Below are 15777 nucleotides of genomic sequence, written 5' to 3' on the forward strand. Positions count from 1 at the left end.
CTACGATAACTAGACGTTTTAGCGATATTAAACGTCTAATAGGAGACGTGCTGGGTCCTCTAGTAACTCTTTAATCGTTACTAGGAAGCCAACTGATTCACGACCATCAATTAGGCGGTGATCGTAAGATAACGCTAGGTACATCATCGGCAAGATTTCAACTTTGCCATCCACTGCCATCGGACGCTCTTGGATCTTATGCATACCAAGAATCGCTGATTGAGGTGGGTTGATGATTGGTGTAGACATTAGTGAACCGAACACACCACCGTTTGTGATAGTGAAGTTACCGCCCATTAGCTCGTCTACCGTTAGCTTGCCATCACGACCTTTAATAGCCAGCTCTTTGATGCCTTTTTCAACATCAGCGAAACCAAGCTTGTCACAGTCTTTTAGGACAGGTGTAACTAGACCACGTGGAGTTGATACCGCCATGCTAATGTCGAAGTAGTTGTGGTAAACAATGTCATCGCCATCAATCGAAGCATTTACTTCTGGGTAACGCTTAAGCGCTTCTGTTACTGCTTTCACGTAGAAAGACATGAAGCCCAAACGAATACCGTGACGCTCTTCGAACTGATCTTTGTACTGCTTACGAAGGTCCATGATTGGTTTCATGTTCACTTCGTTAAACGTCGTTAGCATTGCCGTGTTGTTCTTCGCTTCTAGCAGACGGTTAGCGACTGTCTTACGAAGGCGAGTCATTGGAACACGCTTCTGACTGCGAGCCGCTGCCGGCACGTCAACCACTGCTGGCGAGTCTTCTTTTGACGCAGATTTAGCGTTCGCAAGATGCGCTTCAATATCTTCACGCGTAATACGACCACCAACACCAGTGCCTTTCACTTGGCTTGCTTCTAAGCCATGTTCAGCCAACAAACGGCGCACTGCTGGGCTTAATGCGTCATTACTTTCTTCGCTAAGCGCAGCTTTGTGACGCTTATCAGGAGATGCTTCAGTACCTTCTGTTTTGTCTGCAGTTGGTTCACCTGCAACTGCGCCTGGCTTCAATTTAGCAATGATTTGTTTAGAAAGTACTGTCGCACCTTCTGCTTCAACAATAGCTTCTAAAACGCCAGCTTCCGGAGCTGGAACTTCTAGCACAACTTTGTCTGTTTCGATGTCAACCAAAACCTCGTCACGCTCTACTGCGTCGCCTGGTTGTTTGTGCCATGTCGCTACGGTTGCATCAGCAACTGATTCAGGTAAATCTGGAACCAGAATTTCAATTGTCATATCTGTTTCTTCCTTTAACTTCTAATTCTTAATTCGAAGTTTTTGAGTTCACGTTCAGAGCGTCTTCAACCAACGCTTTTTGTTGTTTCAAGTGCACCGACATGTAGCCAACTGCTGGCGAAGCAGAAGCTGGGCGACCTGCGTATTTAAGATTTGCACCTGCAGGAATAGCGGCACGGAAGTTATGTTGGCTACAGTACCAAGCACCTTGGTTCTGAGGTTCTTCCTGACACCACACGAAGTCTTCAACGTTAGTGTATTGAGCAATTGCTGCTTGTACTTCTTCCATTGGGAATGGGTAAAGCTGTTCAATACGCACGATAGCAACATCGTCTTGCTCGTTGTTACGGCGCTGCTCTAGTAGGTCAAAGTAAACCTTACCAGCACAGAACACGACACGTTTCACTTTGCTTGGTTCTAAATCATCTACTTCTGGAATTGCAGATTGGAATGTACCATCCGCCAAGTCTTCAATCGTTGAAGTACATAGAGGGTGGCGCAGCAAAGATTTCGGCGACATAACAATGAGAGGTCGACGCATTGGGCGTACAACCTGACGACGAATCATGTGGTACACCTGAGCCGGTGTTGAAGGAACCACAACCTGCATATTTTGCTCAGCACAAAGCTGAAGGTAACGCTCTAAACGTGCAGATGAGTGCTCAGGGCCTTGACCTTCATAACCATGAGGTAGAAGCATAGTAAGACCGCACAAACGCGCCCACTTTTGCTCGCCTGACGAGATAAACTGGTCGATAACAACTTGTGCACCGTTGGCAAAATCACCAAACTGTGCTTCCCAGATAGTTAAACCACCTGGTTCGGCTGTTGCGTAACCGTATTCAAACGCCAACACAGCTTCTTCTGACAATACTGAGTCAAAGACTTGGAATGGCCCTTGGTTGTCATGAATATTCGCTAATGGAATGTAAGTGCTTGCATCGGTTTGGTTATGAAGAACCGAGTGACGGTGGAAGAAAGTACCACGACCCGAGTCCTGACCAGAAAGACGAATACGCTTGCCATCGTCAACCAATGTAGCATACGCCAATGTTTCAGCCATACCCCAGTCAATGGCTTTTTCACCGGTCATCATTGCTAGACGATCGTTGTATAGCTTATTAACACGGCTTTGCAGTTTATGGCTTTCTGGGTACTGACACAGACGATTGCCTAGCTCAATAAGGCGTGTCTTGTCGTATTTTGAATCCCACTCCATATCCCATTCGTGCCCTAAGTAAGGGGACCAGTCTACAGAGTGCAACGCCATTGGACGCCATTCTTTAACAACCACTTCACCGCGATCTAATGCATCGCGATACTCATTGACTAACTGAGTCGCTGTCTCGATATCTGATTCATTTTTATCGATCAGAACATCTGCATACAATTTGCGTGGTGTAGGATGCTTTTTGATTTTCTGGTACATCAAAGGCTGAGTCGCATTTGGCTCATCCGCCTCATTGTGGCCGTGGCGACGGTAACATACAAGATCGATCACGACATCGCGCTTGAACTCGTTACGGTAATCCAATGCAATGCGAGTAACAAAAGCAACTGCTTCTGGGTCATCTGCATTTACATGGAAAATTGGCGCCTGCACCATCTTCGCGATATCGGTACAGTACATCGTAGAACGCGTGTCACGAGGATTAGACGTCGTAAAGCCTACTTGGTTGTTGATGACGATACGTACCGTACCACCAACTTGGAACCCACGAGCAAGAGACATGTTGAACGTTTCGGCAACCACACCCTGACCAGCGATTGCAGAATCACCGTGGATGGTGATAGGAAGCACTTTGCTACCTTGATTATCACCCAAGCGATCTTGACGTGCTCGAACTGAGCCCATGACTACTGGGTTTACGATTTCTAGGTGCGACGGGTTAAATGCAAGTGCTAAGTGAACATCACCGCCAGGAGTCGCAAAATCAGCAGAGAAACCTTGGTGATATTTCACATCACCCGTACCCCAAGTTTCGTCGTGTTTACCGGCGAACTCATCAAACAGGTCTTGAGGTTTCTTACCAAGTACGTTCACCAGCATGTTCAAACGACCGCGGTGAGCCATACCGATAACCACTTCACGCATTCCACTTGTACCCGCATGACGGATCAACTCTTTCGTCATCGGAATCAGCGCATCACCACCTTCTAAAGAGAAACGTTTTGCACCTGGGAATTTCGCCCCGAGGTAACGCTCCAAACCTTCAGCGGCTGTTAGCTCTTCTAGGAATGTGCGCTTCTCATCTTTGTTGAATGATGGCTGGCCTACGACAGACTCAAGGCGTTGCTGAATCCAACGCTTTTGCTCTGTGTCAGTCATGTGCATGTATTCAGCACCGATGGAACCGCAATAAGTTTTGTTGAGGGCTTCATAGATATCTTTCAACTTCATGGTTTCTTGCCCAACAGCAAAAGAACCTACGTTGAAAGTTTCTTCGAAGTCATCTTCGGTAAGATTATGAAAAGCAGGGTCTAACTCCGCCACTGTTGGGCGTTGCCATAGACCTAGTGGGTCTAATTCTGCAGCTTCATGCCCGCGGAAACGGTATGCGTTGATTAGCTGTAGAACTTTTACTTGTTTTGCATCGACATCTGGGTCACTAACTTGGACATTGTAATGCTTTGTTTCTCTAGCGAGTCGTCGGAAGTAGTCACGGACACGTGAATGTGGTTGTTCTGCCACTTCTTCTGATGGCTTAGGCAAGCCTTCAAAAACACGTTTCCACTCCTCACTTACCAGATCGGGATCACTTAGATACAGTTCGTAGAGGTCCTCTACATACGTTGCATTGGCGCCAGCCAAGTGTGAAGACTCGAGCCATGCCTTCATCACGCCGTTGTGCATATTTTCCCTTAACCAGTAGTTTTCACGTTTGCTTCGGTCTTTGCCGAGCTATAAGAGCCGACTAAAAATACGGTCGGCAATTTTTGTATTCTTTACTCGAATATTACTGAAGCAGTGAAGCGGTCATATCGGGTGATCCGCAACACTGCGACATTCCTAAGAGCGAGTAAATTAAACCGAACGATTAACCAACATCGACTTAATGTGACCGATGGCTTTCGTCGGATTTAATCCCTTAGGACAAACACTTACACAATTCATGATGCCATGGCAACGAAAAACACTAAATGCATCATCAAGATCAGACAAACGTTCATCTGTTGCCGTATCGCGGCTATCAATTAGCCAACGGTACGCTGCGAGAAGACCAGCTGGGCCGATGAATTTATCAGGGTTCCACCAGAATGATGGGCAAGACGTTGTACAACATGCACACATGATACATTCGTACAATCCATCTAAATGCGCACGATCATCAGGCGATTGTAGGTTCTCACGTGATGGTGGTAATGCACCATCATCAATCAAGAATGGTTTAACTTTCGCATAGTTATCATAGAACTGCGTCATGTCAACGATAAGATCGCGCACGACAGGTAACCCTGGTAGTGGACGAATAACTATCTTATCGCCTTGTAGAGCAGATAACGGTGTGATACACGCTAGGCCGTTTTTACCATTCATATTCAAACCATCAGAACCACATACCCCTTCACGGCATGAGCGACGGAACGCGATGCTTGGATCTTGCTCTTTTAGCAGAATCAATGCATCAAGCACCATCATGTCTGAGCCTTCGTCTACCTCAAGGGTATACTCTTTCATGTAAGGCTTGGTATCCACATCCGGATTGTAACGGTATAAAGAGAAGTTTAATTTCATAGTCGTATCCTCCCTTTAGTATGTACGTACTTTCGGCGGGAAAGCTTCACGATGCGTTGGCGTCATGTTCACATCACGCTTAGTCATCGCTTCTGTTTCCGGATTGTAGATAGAGTGGCATAGCCAGTTCTCATCATCACGCTCAGGGAAATCGAAACGAGCATGTGCGCCACGACTCTCTGTACGGTAGTTTGCTGCAACGGCAGTTGAAAACGCGGTTTCCATCAGGTTATCAAGTTCTAGACACTCAATACGCTGCGTGTTGAACTCTGAAGACTTGTCCGCTAGATGCGCATCTTTCAAACGTTCGCGAATCACTTTCAACTCTTCTAGACCGGTTGCCATCGCATCGCCTTCACGGAATACCGAGAAGCTGTTTTGCATGCATGCTTGTAGGTCTTTACGAATCTGAACTGGATCTTCACCACCAGTGCTGTTTTCCCAACGCATAGTACGCGCTAGAGACGCTTCAATATCAGATTCTGTTGCAGGACGAGCTTCTGCTTGCGCTGCTAGCGTTTCGCCAAGGTGCAAGCCAGTAGCACGACCAAATACGACCAAGTCTAGTAATGAGTTGCCGCCCAGACGGTTAGCACCGTGTACCGATACAGAAGCAATCTCACCACATGCGTAAAGGCCTTGTACTTCCATCTCGCTACCGTCGGCCTTCTGCTTAATTGCTTGGCCAGAGACTTGAGTAGGTACACCACCCATCATGTAGTGACAAGTTGGAATTACTGGAATTGGCTCTTTCACTGGGTCAACGTGTGCAAATGTACGAGACAGTTCACAGATACCTGGTAGACGTGATTCAAGTACTTCTTTACCAAGGTGATCAAGTTTCAACTTGATATGTGGACCCCAAGGACCATCACAGCCGCGGCCTTCACGAATTTCAATCATCATTGAACGAGCAACCACGTCACGACCAGCAAGGTCTTTCGCGTTTGGTGCGTAGCGCTCCATGAAGCGTTCACCATCTTTATTTAGAAGGTAACCACCTTCACCACGACAACCTTCCGTCACTAGAACACCCGCGCCAGCAATACCTGTTGGGTGGAACTGCCACATTTCCATGTCTTGCATTGGAACGCCTGCGCGAAGTGCCATACCAACGCCATCACCCGTGTTGATGTGCGCGTTAGTGGTCGATGCGTAAATACGACCTGCACCACCTGTAGCTAGAATGGTTGCTTTCGATTTGAAGTAACAGATTTCACCCGTTTCCATACAAATCGCAGTACAACCCATGATTGCGCCGTCTTGGTTTTTCACAAGATCCAAAGCGTACCACTCCGAGAAGATGGTTGTTTTGTGTTTTACGTTTTGCTGGTAAAGCGTGTGAAGAAGTGCGTGACCAGTACGGTCTGCAGCAGCGGCTGTACGAGCAGCCTGCTCACCACCAAACTCTTTAGATTGGCCACCGAATGGACGTTGGTATATGGTACCGTTATCAAAACGAGAGAATGGAAGACCCATTTTTTCAAGCTCGATAACTGACTCAGGACCATTTTTACACATGTATTCAATCGCGTTCTGGTCACCGATGTAGTCGGAACCTTTAACGGTATCGTACATGTGCCATTGCCAATCGTCTTTGTGCGAGTTACCCAGAGCAACGGTAATGCCGCCCTGTGCAGACACAGTATGAGAACGTGTTGGAAATACTTTTGACAACAAAGCACATGATAGGCCTTGCTCTGAAATTTGTAGTGCAGCGCGCATACCTGCACCACCAGCGCCGATTACTACGGCATCAAACTCACGAACTGGAATAGACACTTACGCACCCCACAGAATAAATAGACCAGAGAAGACATAGCCGAATAGCACGGCAATAACACCAAGTTGTAGTGCGCCACGTAGTTTCGCGCACTTAATGTAATCAGTTAATACTTGCCACAAACCAACCCAAGCGTGAATCAGGATCGAGACAAGTGCCAACATGGTGAATACTTTAGTGAAGGTACCACCAAAGAATTGGGTCCAAGATGCGTAAGAGATATCTGAAAATGCACAGAAGCTAATCAGATAAATCGTGTATAGCGTCATAATGATTGCAGTTGCACGAATTAGTAGGAAATCGTGTACACCATTACGACCAAATGAAGATACGTGTTTTACCATACCAAGATCCCCGCCAATAATGATAATACTGCTGTTGCACCAAACGCGACTTTAGCGCTCATCGTGCCTGAATCTAGTTCTTCAAAGTGACCTAGATCCATCAATAAGTGACGGATACCACCTGCGATGTGGTAGGCAAGTGCAGTAAGAATTCCCCACAGGATGAATTTTACGAAGAAGCTATCGACGATGTCAGCGGCTTCCATAAAACCCATTGGGGATGACAGAGAAATGGATAGTAACCACAGTAATATACCCACCGCAACAAACGTAATTACCCCAGACACACGGTGTAGGATGGATGCGATTGCTGTGATAGGAAAGTGGATGGTCTGTAAATCTAAATTAACAGGTCTTGACTTTCTTTCTTTCACGGGCTTGCTCACTCAGCTCCATTGAGCATTTATTGTTATAACCAATTTCAGCTTCCAAACGTACAAAAGTTAACATCTATTTAACAAATATCGCGAGTAACCACTCAGATAATTGTAAACAAGTTGTTAACAAACGGAATCCAGCAACAAACCTCACTCTTTGTTTCTAGCCCCGAATTTATAAGGATTTAACTAAAATTTTCTTTGCCAATATACGGCGAGCAACATTCTAATACAATTGGTGTAACAAATTATGCTACATAGAACAGATTTTTAACGATTTTCATGAGAAAAATCATAACAAGTGCACACAAAGATGGAGAAAAATTGACTTTAAGCTTTAACAACAGTACAAAAATGGCACATAAACATCCTGGACGGATTAAATAATAAACAAAGGAGATTGTTATGGCGGATAAGAAAGCGACCCTTCATGTTGAAGGTCAAGCGCCAATCGAACTGCCAATTATGGACGGTACGCTAGGTACACCTGTAATTGACGTTCGTAAGCTGGGAGCCAATGGTTACTTTACTTTTGACCCAGGTTTTCTTGCCACTGCATCTTGTGAATCATCAATCACGTACATCGATGGCGGCAAAGGTATTCTTTTGCACCGCGGTTTCCCGATTGATCAATTAGCCAATAACGCAGATTACTTAGAAGTATGTTACATCCTTCTTTATGGTGAAGCCCCTACCCGAGAACAATACGAGCAATTCAAAACGACCGTTACTCGTCACACAATGGTACACGAGCAAATCGCAAGCTTTTTCCATGGCTTCCGACGCGATGCTCATCCAATGGCGGTAATGTGTGGTGTAGTTGGAGCACTTGCAGCCTTCTATCACGACTCTCTTGACATTAACAACGACGAACACCGCGAAATTGCAGCGTACCGTCTGCTGTCAAAAATGCCAACACTGGCGGCGATGTGTTACAAATACTCTATCGGTCAGCCATTTATTTACCCTCGTAACGACCTTAGCTACGCAGAGAACTTCTTGCATATGATGTTCGCAAACCCTTGCGAAGAGTATGAAGTAAATCCTGTGGTTGCCCGTGCGATGGATAAGATTTTCACTCTACACGCGGATCACGAACAGAATGCGTCGACATCAACTGTTCGCCTAGCTGGCTCTTCTGGTGCGAACCCATTTGCATGTATTGCCGCTGGTATTGCATCCCTTTGGGGGCCTGCTCACGGTGGCGCAAACGAAGCCTGCTTGAGAATGCTAGAAGAGATTGGCAGCGTCGATAACATCCCTGAATATGTAGACCGCGCGAAAGACAAAGATGACCCATTCCGCTTAATGGGCTTTGGTCACCGCGTTTACAAGAACTACGACCCACGTGCGACAGTAATGCGCGAAACGTGTCATGAAGTTCTCAAAGAGCTAAACATTCAAGACCCTCTGCTAGACGTTGCAATGGAACTTGAGCGCATTGCACTTTCTGATGAGTACTTCGTGTCTAAGAAGCTGTACCCGAACGTAGACTTCTACTCAGGTATCATTCTTAAAGCGATTGGTATTCCAGTTTCTATGTTTACGGTTATCTTCGCGATTTCTCGTACCATCGGCTGGATTGCTCACTGGAACGAAATGCACAGCGATCCACTGAACCGCATCGGTCGTCCTCGTCAGCTATACACTGGCGAAACACAACGTGAGTTTTCTCCACTTCACGAACGTGAATGATCTTTTAGTACGAAGATAGACAAACAAAAGGGTTGAGATTTTCGTCTCAACCCTTTTTTCTTTTTTGCGTTTAACGTTATTAATGGAGAACGCTAAACCGGATTATCAATATCGATAAACTCCACATGTAGGCCATATTCATCCGCTAGCCATTTGCCTAAGGCCTGAACACCATAACGCTCAGTAGCATGATGACCTGCAGCAAAGTAATGAATGTCCATTTCACGAGCAGTATAAGTGGTGCGCTCTGAAATTTCTCCAGAGATAAATGCATCCAGCCCGTGCTGTACAGCAAGTTCAATGAAATCCTGCCCTCCACCAGTACACCAGCCGACTGTCTCAATCATCTTATCAGTATTCTCTGGAGCGATATGCAGAGGCTCTCTTTCAAGAACTTGGTTGATCTTACTCGCAAATTCAACACCAGACATCGGCTTTTTCAAGCGCCCAAACATAGCAACTGACTGAGGGTGCCCTTCAAGCCCACCTTCTACTTCGATTTCAAGTAAGCGAGCTAATTCAGCGTTGTTGCCTAGCTCTGGATGAATATCTAGAGGAAGGTGATAACCATATAAGTTGATATCATTTTTGATCAGGCTACGAATTCGTTTACCTTTCATGCCACGAATTGGCTCAGGCTCACCTTTCCAAAAATAGCCATGATGAACAAGCAATGCGTCTGCATTAAGCTCAATCGCTTTATCGATTAAGGCTTGAGAGGCGGTTACGCCAGTGATAATACGCTTTACGGCTGGCGTCCCTTCTACCTGTAACCCGTTTGGTGCGTAATCTTTAATTAACTGCGGTGACAGTTTGTCATTAAGAATCTGTTCTAGCTTTAAGTTATTCATTATTACTTCCAATTTCTAGCGCATGTAAACCTAAATAACCTCTCGATGAAATCAGACCGAGAGTGTGCAACCTAGTTGATACAACAACGTTTTGACATCTGGCACCTTGATATCATTTAGGTATTTAAAGTGTATCTCGAACCCTAATATCGATGCTAGCCACCCTACCCTCAAAAGCAAATTTAGTTACAATAACAAAGCTTGTCGCCTCACCATACATTTAGGGATACGGATGAACCAACTGCAACGCTTTTACCAATGGATCGCCACTTCACCTCCTCTTTTCAAGTTACGCCCTCCGTTTGCAACCTTAGAGGATCTTACGGTAACGCCTTTAAAGAACACTGAGCAATACAATGGTAATCCAAGATTGGGCTTTTTATATCAGCACTTATGCACTGCAGTTCTCTCTAGTTCAGAACGATATCAGGTTATCGCGGAAGAGGTTCAGTTAAACGACATCGAAGGTAAGACCATTGGTGCTATAGATTTGGTGTTGCGGAATACAGAATCAAATCAAATAGAACACTGGGAAGTGGCGATTAAGTTTTATCTTCTTTATAACGGCGTTTGGTATGGTCCGAATGCTCACGACCAGCTGCATACAAAACTGAATAGAATGCTTACTCATCAATTGAAAATGAGCGATCGCCCGGAATTTCAAAAAATAATTCCGTTAAACGACGCCCCACAAGAGCATCTATTGATGCAAGGACGACTCTATATTAATCCGTTTACTCCAGAGCCAACTCCTAGCGAGTGCTTGGGTTATGAACTAAATCCAAGTCAGATTAGTGGTTACTGGTGCTACCAGAGCCAATGGGAGTTAATCGGTAAGCCACTTTATCATTTACACAAACCATGCTGGGCGATTGGTATGGACGATTTATCTCGACCCATTGAAAAGCCTTCAGACCGATTTGTACATGCACAAACGGAGGACGGTCAATTCTGGTTTGTGGTACCAGATTCATGGCCCGGAGATAAAGCGGTTCGGGGCACTTAAACATGAAAGGGTTGATGTTTTCACATCAACCCTTTGCTAGATACATTGACCATTGGATGTTTTACAAACCAGCGGCTGCAAACACTTGATTAACGATCTCTTGTGCTTCAGCTTCGATTTGTTTCAGATGTTCTTCACCTTTGAAGCTTTCACAGTAAATCTTGTAGATGTCCTCTGTGCCTGATGGACGAGCAGCGAACCAACCGTTAGCTGTCGTTACTTTAAGGCCGCCAATCGCAGCACCATTGCCTGGTGCATGCGTTAGACGAGCAGTGATAGCATCACCTGCTAGAGTTTCAGCCGCAACCATTTCTGGTGACAACTTCTTCAATACGTCTTTTTGTGGGCCATTTGCTACAGCTTGAATACGGTTGTACTTCGACTCACCGTGCTTCGCCGCTAGCTCTTCATAGTAATCTTGAGGGTTCTTACCCGTTACCGCAGTGATCTCTGCTGCTAGAAGGCATAGCAAGATGCCATCTTTGTCTGTTGACCAAGGCGTGCCATCTTTACGAAGGAAAGACGCACCAGCACTTTCTTCGCCGCCGAAACCAAACTTACCAGTGTACAGACCGTCTACAAACCATTTGAAACCAACAGGCACTTCACATAGCTCACGACCTAGATCCGCAACAACACGGTCAATCAGCGCACTTGAAACTAGTGTTTTACCAACAGCGACGTCTTTACCCCACGCGTCACGATGACGGTACAAGTAGTCAATACAAACGGCTAAGAAGTGGTTCGGGTTCATCAAACCTTTTGGCGTAACGATACCGTGACGGTCGTAGTCAGGATCGTTACCAAATGCTAAATCGTATTCGTCTTTCAGTGCCAATAGACCCGCCATTGCGTAAGGAGAAGAACAGTCCATACGCACAACGCCGTCTTTATCTAGCGACATGAATTGGAAAGAAGGATCGATCGATTCACTTACTAGCGTTAGGTCTAGGTTGTATGCCTGACCAATTTGACGCCAGTAATCGATACCGCTGCCACCCAATGGATCTACACCAATCTTCAGGTTCGCTTTTTGGATTGCTTCCATATCGATAACGTTCACCAGGTCATCAATGTATGGCTTCACCAAGTCCATCTCTACAAACAGATCCGATGCTTTTGCTTCTGCTAGTGGTAGGCGTTTAACACCTTGTAAACCTTCAGCAATCAATTCGTTCGCACGATCTTCGATAGCTTGAGTCAACTCAGCTTCTGCAGGACCACCATGTGTCGGATTGTATTTGATACCGCCGTCTTGTGGTGGGTTATGTGATGGAGTAATAACGATACCGTCTGCTTTTTCATCGTGTTTGATGTTGTAAGTCAGAATCGCGTGTGAAATACCCGGTGTTGGCGTGTAACCGTTGTCTTGCTGGACAATCACTTTCACACCATTTGCAATCAATACTTCAATCACACTTGAAAAAGCAGGCTCAGATAGCGCATGCGTGTCTTTACCCACAAACAACGGGCCAGTTGTGCCTTGCTCAGCACGAACTTCTGCTACCGCTTGAGCGATCGCTAAAATGTGGTTTTCGTTAAAAGTGTGCTTGTCTGCAGTACCGCGGTGGCCAGAAGTACCAAATTGAACTTTGTGTTCTGCGTTTGCCGCGTCTGGTTGAAGTAAGAAGTAGTTAGCAACGAGTGCTGGGATATTGTGAAGATCTTCCTGCTGCGCTTTTTGCCCAGCACGAGGGTGCATAGCCATGTTTGACATCCTTTCTTTCAATACAAATAAAATTAAAAAAGCCTCATAATATCCGCTCACTGCGACGCATTATGAGGCTTCTATCAGGTTTCTTAGATTGAACCTGTTACTTTTTCTATTAAGTCAGGTTGGAACCCCATGTGTGCCATCACTTGTTCAACCATCTGTCTTTTACGACTTGTATTGTTATTCGTGATAACCCAAAACGGTGTGCCAGGAATGGCTTTTGGCTTGGTCGTATTACCGTTTGCTAGCAAGGTTTCTTCATTATCTGCAAAGTACACGCGTTTGCGTCCTTTTACATTCGTAGCCTGGGCGAAACCTTCTGGATTCAATTTATGTAAGGTCGATAATACCAACATAAAGCGATCAATCGCTTTTTTTAGACCGGCAAACTCATCAGAAATAAGCAGCGAACGCATTTCTTTCACTACATCAACAGATTCCGTTTTACCCGCATCTTTACTTACTACAATCCCTTGTGGCTTCTCTACTACAGGCGCGGCTTTAGCTTCCTGCAACTGACCATCAAGGTTTAAAAGGCGTCGCAAAATATCCGAGGCGCTTTCACCGATATGCTTAGTTTGACTAGCTATATAACGGTATAGATCCTCATCAACCTCAATTGTTTTCATTCGCTTTTCACATTCTCAATGTTTAAACTCTGGGGGATTATAACGAGATCCACGCGGATACTCCACGTTAAACCCATCACGAATAAGATAAAATGTCAGCATTACTCAACTATAAGCAGGAAGGCCAAGGCCAAACAGTTGTTTTGATTCACGGATTGTTTGGTAGTTTAAGTAATCTGGGTCTACTCGCCCGCGATCTTATTAAAGATCACACGGTGATCAGTATTGATCTGAGAAATCACGGCCTCTCTTTCCACTCCGAAGTCCATAACTATACCGATATGGCAAAAGATGTGGCTCAGCTCCTTCAGCACTTAAACGTTGAGCCATCTATTGTTATTGGTCACTCCATGGGCGGAAAAGTCGCGATGGCTCTTGTGGACATTGCTCCAAATGTAGTCAAGCAGTTAGTCGTTCTCGACATGGCGCCTGTAGCCTACACTACGAACCGTCACGATAATGTTTTTAACGGCTTACATGCTGTTATTAATGAAAAACCAGCAAATCGACAGCAAGCCATGGATATCCTAGCTCAACATATTGAACTCGATGGTGTAAGACAATTTCTCTCTAAATCACTGTACAAAAATGGCGATAAGATGGATTGGCGGTTTAACGTACCGAGCCTTTTTGAGAATTATGACCAAATTATTGGCTGGCAAGAAATCACACCAACAGATATCCCAACTTTATTTATCAAAGGCGGCGACTCTGACTACTTAATGCCAGAACATCAGCCGGCAGTGAAGCGACAATTTAACCATGCTAAAGCACACATTATCGCTGGCACTGGTCACTGGTTACACGCCGAGAAACCGACAGAAGTAATGAGAGTCATTCGAAAATACATTTCGAGTTAACAAATTCGAAAAGCAACACTAGATTATTGAAATAACCCTTCTTGTAGTGCATTAACTTTACCGTTTAACAGTGGTATAGTGCGCCCAAGATTTTTCGGCATGAAGGGCTAAAATGCTTTACGACTATATGGATATGCTCGAGTCTATTGGGCTCGATCTTCTTTTTGCTGCTATCTTTTTTTTCATCGGGATGGCGATAAAAGATGTGCTAAAGCAAGGCAATGTACCTGTTTTTGGTCGTCGTATTGTGTGGTTAGTCCTTTTCCTAGGCTGTGCTGGCTTTATTGCAAAAGGTGTAATTCAGCTAACTTGGGAAGGCTCAGGGTTAGGTTAAACCCTTAGTAGCATCGCCAATAACAAACAATGTAAAGGTATAGACTCTATGGCAAGTGTAGGTATCTTCTTCGGTAGCGACACAGGTAATACTGAAGCCGTTGCAAAGATGATTCAAAAGCAACTAGGTAAACATCTAGTTCACGTTCAAGACATCGCGAAAAGCAGCAAAGAAGACATTGATAACTTCGATCTTCTTCTTCTAGGTATCCCAACTTGGTACTACGGCGAAGCACAATGTGATTGGGATGACTTCTTCCCTGAACTTGAGCAAATCGACTTCTCTACTAAGCTAGTGGCTATCTTTGGCTGTGGCGACCAAGAAGACTACGCAGAATACTTCTGTGACGCGATGGGCACAGTCCGTGATATCGTTGAATCTAAAGGCGGCACAATTCTTGGCCATACCTCGACAGAAGGCTACGAATTTGAAGCGTCTAAAGCACTTGTTGAAGGTGACGAAAGCCAATTCGTAGGTCTATGTATTGATGAAGACCGCCAACCAGAATTGACTGACGAGCGTGTTGAAAGCTGGGTTAAACAGATCTATGAAGAGATGTGTTTAGCTGAGCTAGAAGGCTAATCAAATTGAATGATGCAAAGACCTCCACTTGGAGGTCTTTTTGTATGTATTGTCACACAGCATCGGTAAGTACTTCCTCTTCGCGATACTGAGGTTTCTTTCTTACATAAAGCTTGCGTTGAACCTCTGAAACCACATTCCCCTGTTTATCTTTTACATGAGTAATAAACTCAGGAAAGCACTTTTCTCCATTCCGTGTCATTTGATAAATGTTTTCCAGCATCCCTTCAGTGACCTCAAATTCTGCAAACAAATCACTTTGCCCCGGCTTAATAAAGTTAATGCTTGCCTCTTTATCCCACACATAATATTCCTCTCGTAGAATCCCCATCAGCATCAACGAGTAAATAGGATCAGTTAAAGAGAAAATACTGCCGCCATATTGGGTGCGATTGGCATTTTTATTCCACCAGCGAAGCTTTAAACGTACCTTTACAGTACGGAAGTCTTGAGAAATATGTAAGATTTTAATACCCGCCCCCCAAAAAGGAGGCCAAATATTGAGTGCGAACTTTACAATTCCTGGTTTGTATATCTTCGCTAGTCGCCTATTCATCGCTATCCCTGCCCTCTCCAAGCTTAATGTTACACAATTGTAACTGGTCAGAGCTGTAATATAATGGACCTGTT

Annotated in this window: 15 protein-coding genes; 5 read left to right on the forward strand and 10 right to left on the reverse strand. The window is 45.0% G+C overall.

Features of this window, described 5'->3' with window-relative positions; all coding sequences use genetic code 11:
- Positions 1 to 27: 27 nt before the first annotated feature.
- From odhB to sdhC, 6 genes are all read right to left on the reverse strand, one after another.
- On the reverse strand, positions 28 to 1236 hold the full coding sequence (odhB, locus tag R8N46_RS18005) for a 2-oxoglutarate dehydrogenase complex dihydrolipoyllysine-residue succinyltransferase (RefSeq protein ID WP_005382177.1): 1209 nt from the start codon (positions 1234 to 1236) through the stop codon (positions 28 to 30).
- Positions 1237 to 1264: 28 nt separating this feature from the next.
- Positions 1265 to 4090 (reverse strand): 2-oxoglutarate dehydrogenase E1 component, encoded by a 2826-nt coding sequence (sucA, locus tag R8N46_RS18010; protein ID WP_005382176.1) that lies wholly within the window; start codon positions 4088 to 4090, stop codon positions 1265 to 1267.
- 171 nt (positions 4091 to 4261) lie between these two features.
- Positions 4262 to 4972 (reverse strand): succinate dehydrogenase iron-sulfur subunit, encoded by a 711-nt coding sequence (locus tag R8N46_RS18015; protein ID WP_005382174.1) that lies wholly within the window; start codon positions 4970 to 4972, stop codon positions 4262 to 4264.
- A 15-nt stretch (positions 4973 to 4987) separates the two neighbouring features.
- Positions 4988 to 6754, reverse strand: a complete 1767-nt coding sequence (sdhA, locus tag R8N46_RS18020) for a succinate dehydrogenase flavoprotein subunit (protein WP_005382172.1) — start codon at positions 6752 to 6754, stop codon at positions 4988 to 4990.
- Positions 6755 to 7099, reverse strand: coding sequence for a succinate dehydrogenase, hydrophobic membrane anchor protein (sdhD, locus tag R8N46_RS18025; RefSeq protein ID WP_005382169.1), 345 nt, complete (start codon positions 7097 to 7099; stop codon positions 6755 to 6757).
- Positions 7093 to 7485, reverse strand: a complete 393-nt coding sequence (gene sdhC, locus R8N46_RS18030; RefSeq protein WP_017634811.1) for a succinate dehydrogenase cytochrome b556 subunit — start codon at positions 7483 to 7485, stop codon at positions 7093 to 7095. The genes sdhD and sdhC overlap by 7 nt, the downstream gene beginning before the upstream one ends.
- Positions 7486 to 7881: 396 nt before the next feature.
- Between sdhC and R8N46_RS18035 the strand changes: the two genes are divergently transcribed.
- Positions 7882 to 9171, forward strand: a complete 1290-nt coding sequence (locus R8N46_RS18035; RefSeq protein ID WP_005382163.1) for a citrate synthase — start codon at positions 7882 to 7884, stop codon at positions 9169 to 9171.
- A gap of 92 nt (positions 9172 to 9263) precedes the next feature.
- Here R8N46_RS18035 and R8N46_RS18040 read toward each other — a convergent pair whose 3' ends face one another.
- Entirely contained in the window at positions 9264 to 10022 is a 759-nt protein-coding gene (locus tag R8N46_RS18040; protein ID WP_025766984.1) for a Nif3-like dinuclear metal center hexameric protein, read from the reverse strand.
- 232 nt (positions 10023 to 10254) lie between these two features.
- Here R8N46_RS18040 and R8N46_RS18045 point away from each other — a divergent pair, with 232 nt between their 5' ends.
- On the forward strand, positions 10255 to 11028 hold the full coding sequence (locus tag R8N46_RS18045) for a DUF1853 family protein (RefSeq protein WP_025766985.1): 774 nt from the start codon (positions 10255 to 10257) through the stop codon (positions 11026 to 11028).
- 61 nt (positions 11029 to 11089) lie between these two features.
- Here the strand turns inward: R8N46_RS18045 and pgm are convergent, their stop codons facing one another.
- Positions 11090 to 12736, reverse strand: a complete 1647-nt coding sequence (gene pgm / locus R8N46_RS18050) for a phosphoglucomutase (alpha-D-glucose-1,6-bisphosphate-dependent) (RefSeq protein WP_025766986.1) — start codon at positions 12734 to 12736, stop codon at positions 11090 to 11092.
- 92 nt (positions 12737 to 12828) lie between these two features.
- Positions 12829 to 13371 carry a replication initiation negative regulator SeqA gene (gene seqA, locus R8N46_RS18055; protein ID WP_005382149.1) on the reverse strand — a complete coding sequence of 181 codons (543 nt, stop codon included), beginning with the start codon at positions 13369 to 13371 and terminating at the stop codon, positions 12829 to 12831.
- A gap of 92 nt (positions 13372 to 13463) precedes the next feature.
- Here seqA and R8N46_RS18060 point away from each other — a divergent pair, with 92 nt between their 5' ends.
- The 3 genes from R8N46_RS18060 to fldA all read left to right on the forward strand — a co-directional run bounded on the left by R8N46_RS18060 (position 13464) and on the right by fldA (position 15147).
- On the forward strand, positions 13464 to 14231 hold the full coding sequence (locus R8N46_RS18060) for an alpha/beta fold hydrolase (protein ID WP_017819953.1): 768 nt from the start codon (positions 13464 to 13466) through the stop codon (positions 14229 to 14231).
- Positions 14232 to 14343: 112 nt separating this feature from the next.
- Entirely contained in the window at positions 14344 to 14565 is a 222-nt protein-coding gene (locus R8N46_RS18065) for a DUF2788 domain-containing protein (RefSeq protein ID WP_005393038.1), read from the forward strand.
- 48 nt (positions 14566 to 14613) lie between these two features.
- Positions 14614 to 15147: a flavodoxin FldA gene (gene fldA / locus R8N46_RS18070; protein WP_005382146.1), complete on the forward strand. Its 534-nt coding sequence runs from the start codon at positions 14614 to 14616 to the stop codon at positions 15145 to 15147.
- A 52-nt stretch (positions 15148 to 15199) separates the two neighbouring features.
- Here fldA and R8N46_RS18075 read toward each other — a convergent pair whose 3' ends face one another.
- Positions 15200 to 15703 (reverse strand): DUF4442 domain-containing protein, encoded by a 504-nt coding sequence (locus tag R8N46_RS18075; RefSeq protein ID WP_005382144.1) that lies wholly within the window; start codon positions 15701 to 15703, stop codon positions 15200 to 15202.
- Between the last annotated feature and the right edge of the window lie 74 nt (positions 15704 to 15777).

The sequence above is a fragment of the Vibrio sp. 1874 genome, from assembly GCF_033344395.1.
In the GTDB taxonomy this organism is placed as follows: Bacteria; Pseudomonadota; Gammaproteobacteria; order Enterobacterales; family Vibrionaceae; genus Vibrio; species Vibrio alginolyticus.

Coding starts and splice junctions, on each gene's coding strand:
- R8N46_RS18065 (WP_005393038.1), top strand. CDS start 14,344: ATGCTTTACGACTATATGGATATGCTCGAGTCTATTGGGCTCGATCTT.
- R8N46_RS18035 (WP_005382163.1), top strand. CDS start 7,882: ATGGCGGATAAGAAAGCGACCCTTCATGTTGAAGGTCAAGCGCCAATC.
- R8N46_RS18040 (WP_025766984.1), bottom strand. CDS start 10,022: ATGAATAACTTAAAGCTAGAACAGATTCTTAATGACAAACTGTCACCG.
- sdhD (WP_005382169.1), bottom strand. CDS start 7,099: ATGGTAAAACACGTATCTTCATTTGGTCGTAATGGTGTACACGATTTC.
- fldA (WP_005382146.1), top strand. CDS start 14,614: ATGGCAAGTGTAGGTATCTTCTTCGGTAGCGACACAGGTAATACTGAA.
- sucA (WP_005382176.1), bottom strand. CDS start 4,090: ATGCACAACGGCGTGATGAAGGCATGGCTCGAGTCTTCACACTTGGCT.
- odhB (WP_005382177.1), bottom strand. CDS start 1,236: ATGACAATTGAAATTCTGGTTCCAGATTTACCTGAATCAGTTGCTGAT.
- R8N46_RS18075 (WP_005382144.1), bottom strand. CDS start 15,703: ATGAATAGGCGACTAGCGAAGATATACAAACCAGGAATTGTAAAGTTC.
- R8N46_RS18060 (WP_017819953.1), top strand. CDS start 13,464: ATGTCAGCATTACTCAACTATAAGCAGGAAGGCCAAGGCCAAACAGTT.
- R8N46_RS18015 (WP_005382174.1), bottom strand. CDS start 4,972: ATGAAATTAAACTTCTCTTTATACCGTTACAATCCGGATGTGGATACC.
- seqA (WP_005382149.1), bottom strand. CDS start 13,371: ATGAAAACAATTGAGGTTGATGAGGATCTATACCGTTATATAGCTAGT.
- pgm (WP_025766986.1), bottom strand. CDS start 12,736: ATGGCTATGCACCCTCGTGCTGGGCAAAAAGCGCAGCAGGAAGATCTT.
- R8N46_RS18045 (WP_025766985.1), top strand. CDS start 10,255: ATGAACCAACTGCAACGCTTTTACCAATGGATCGCCACTTCACCTCCT.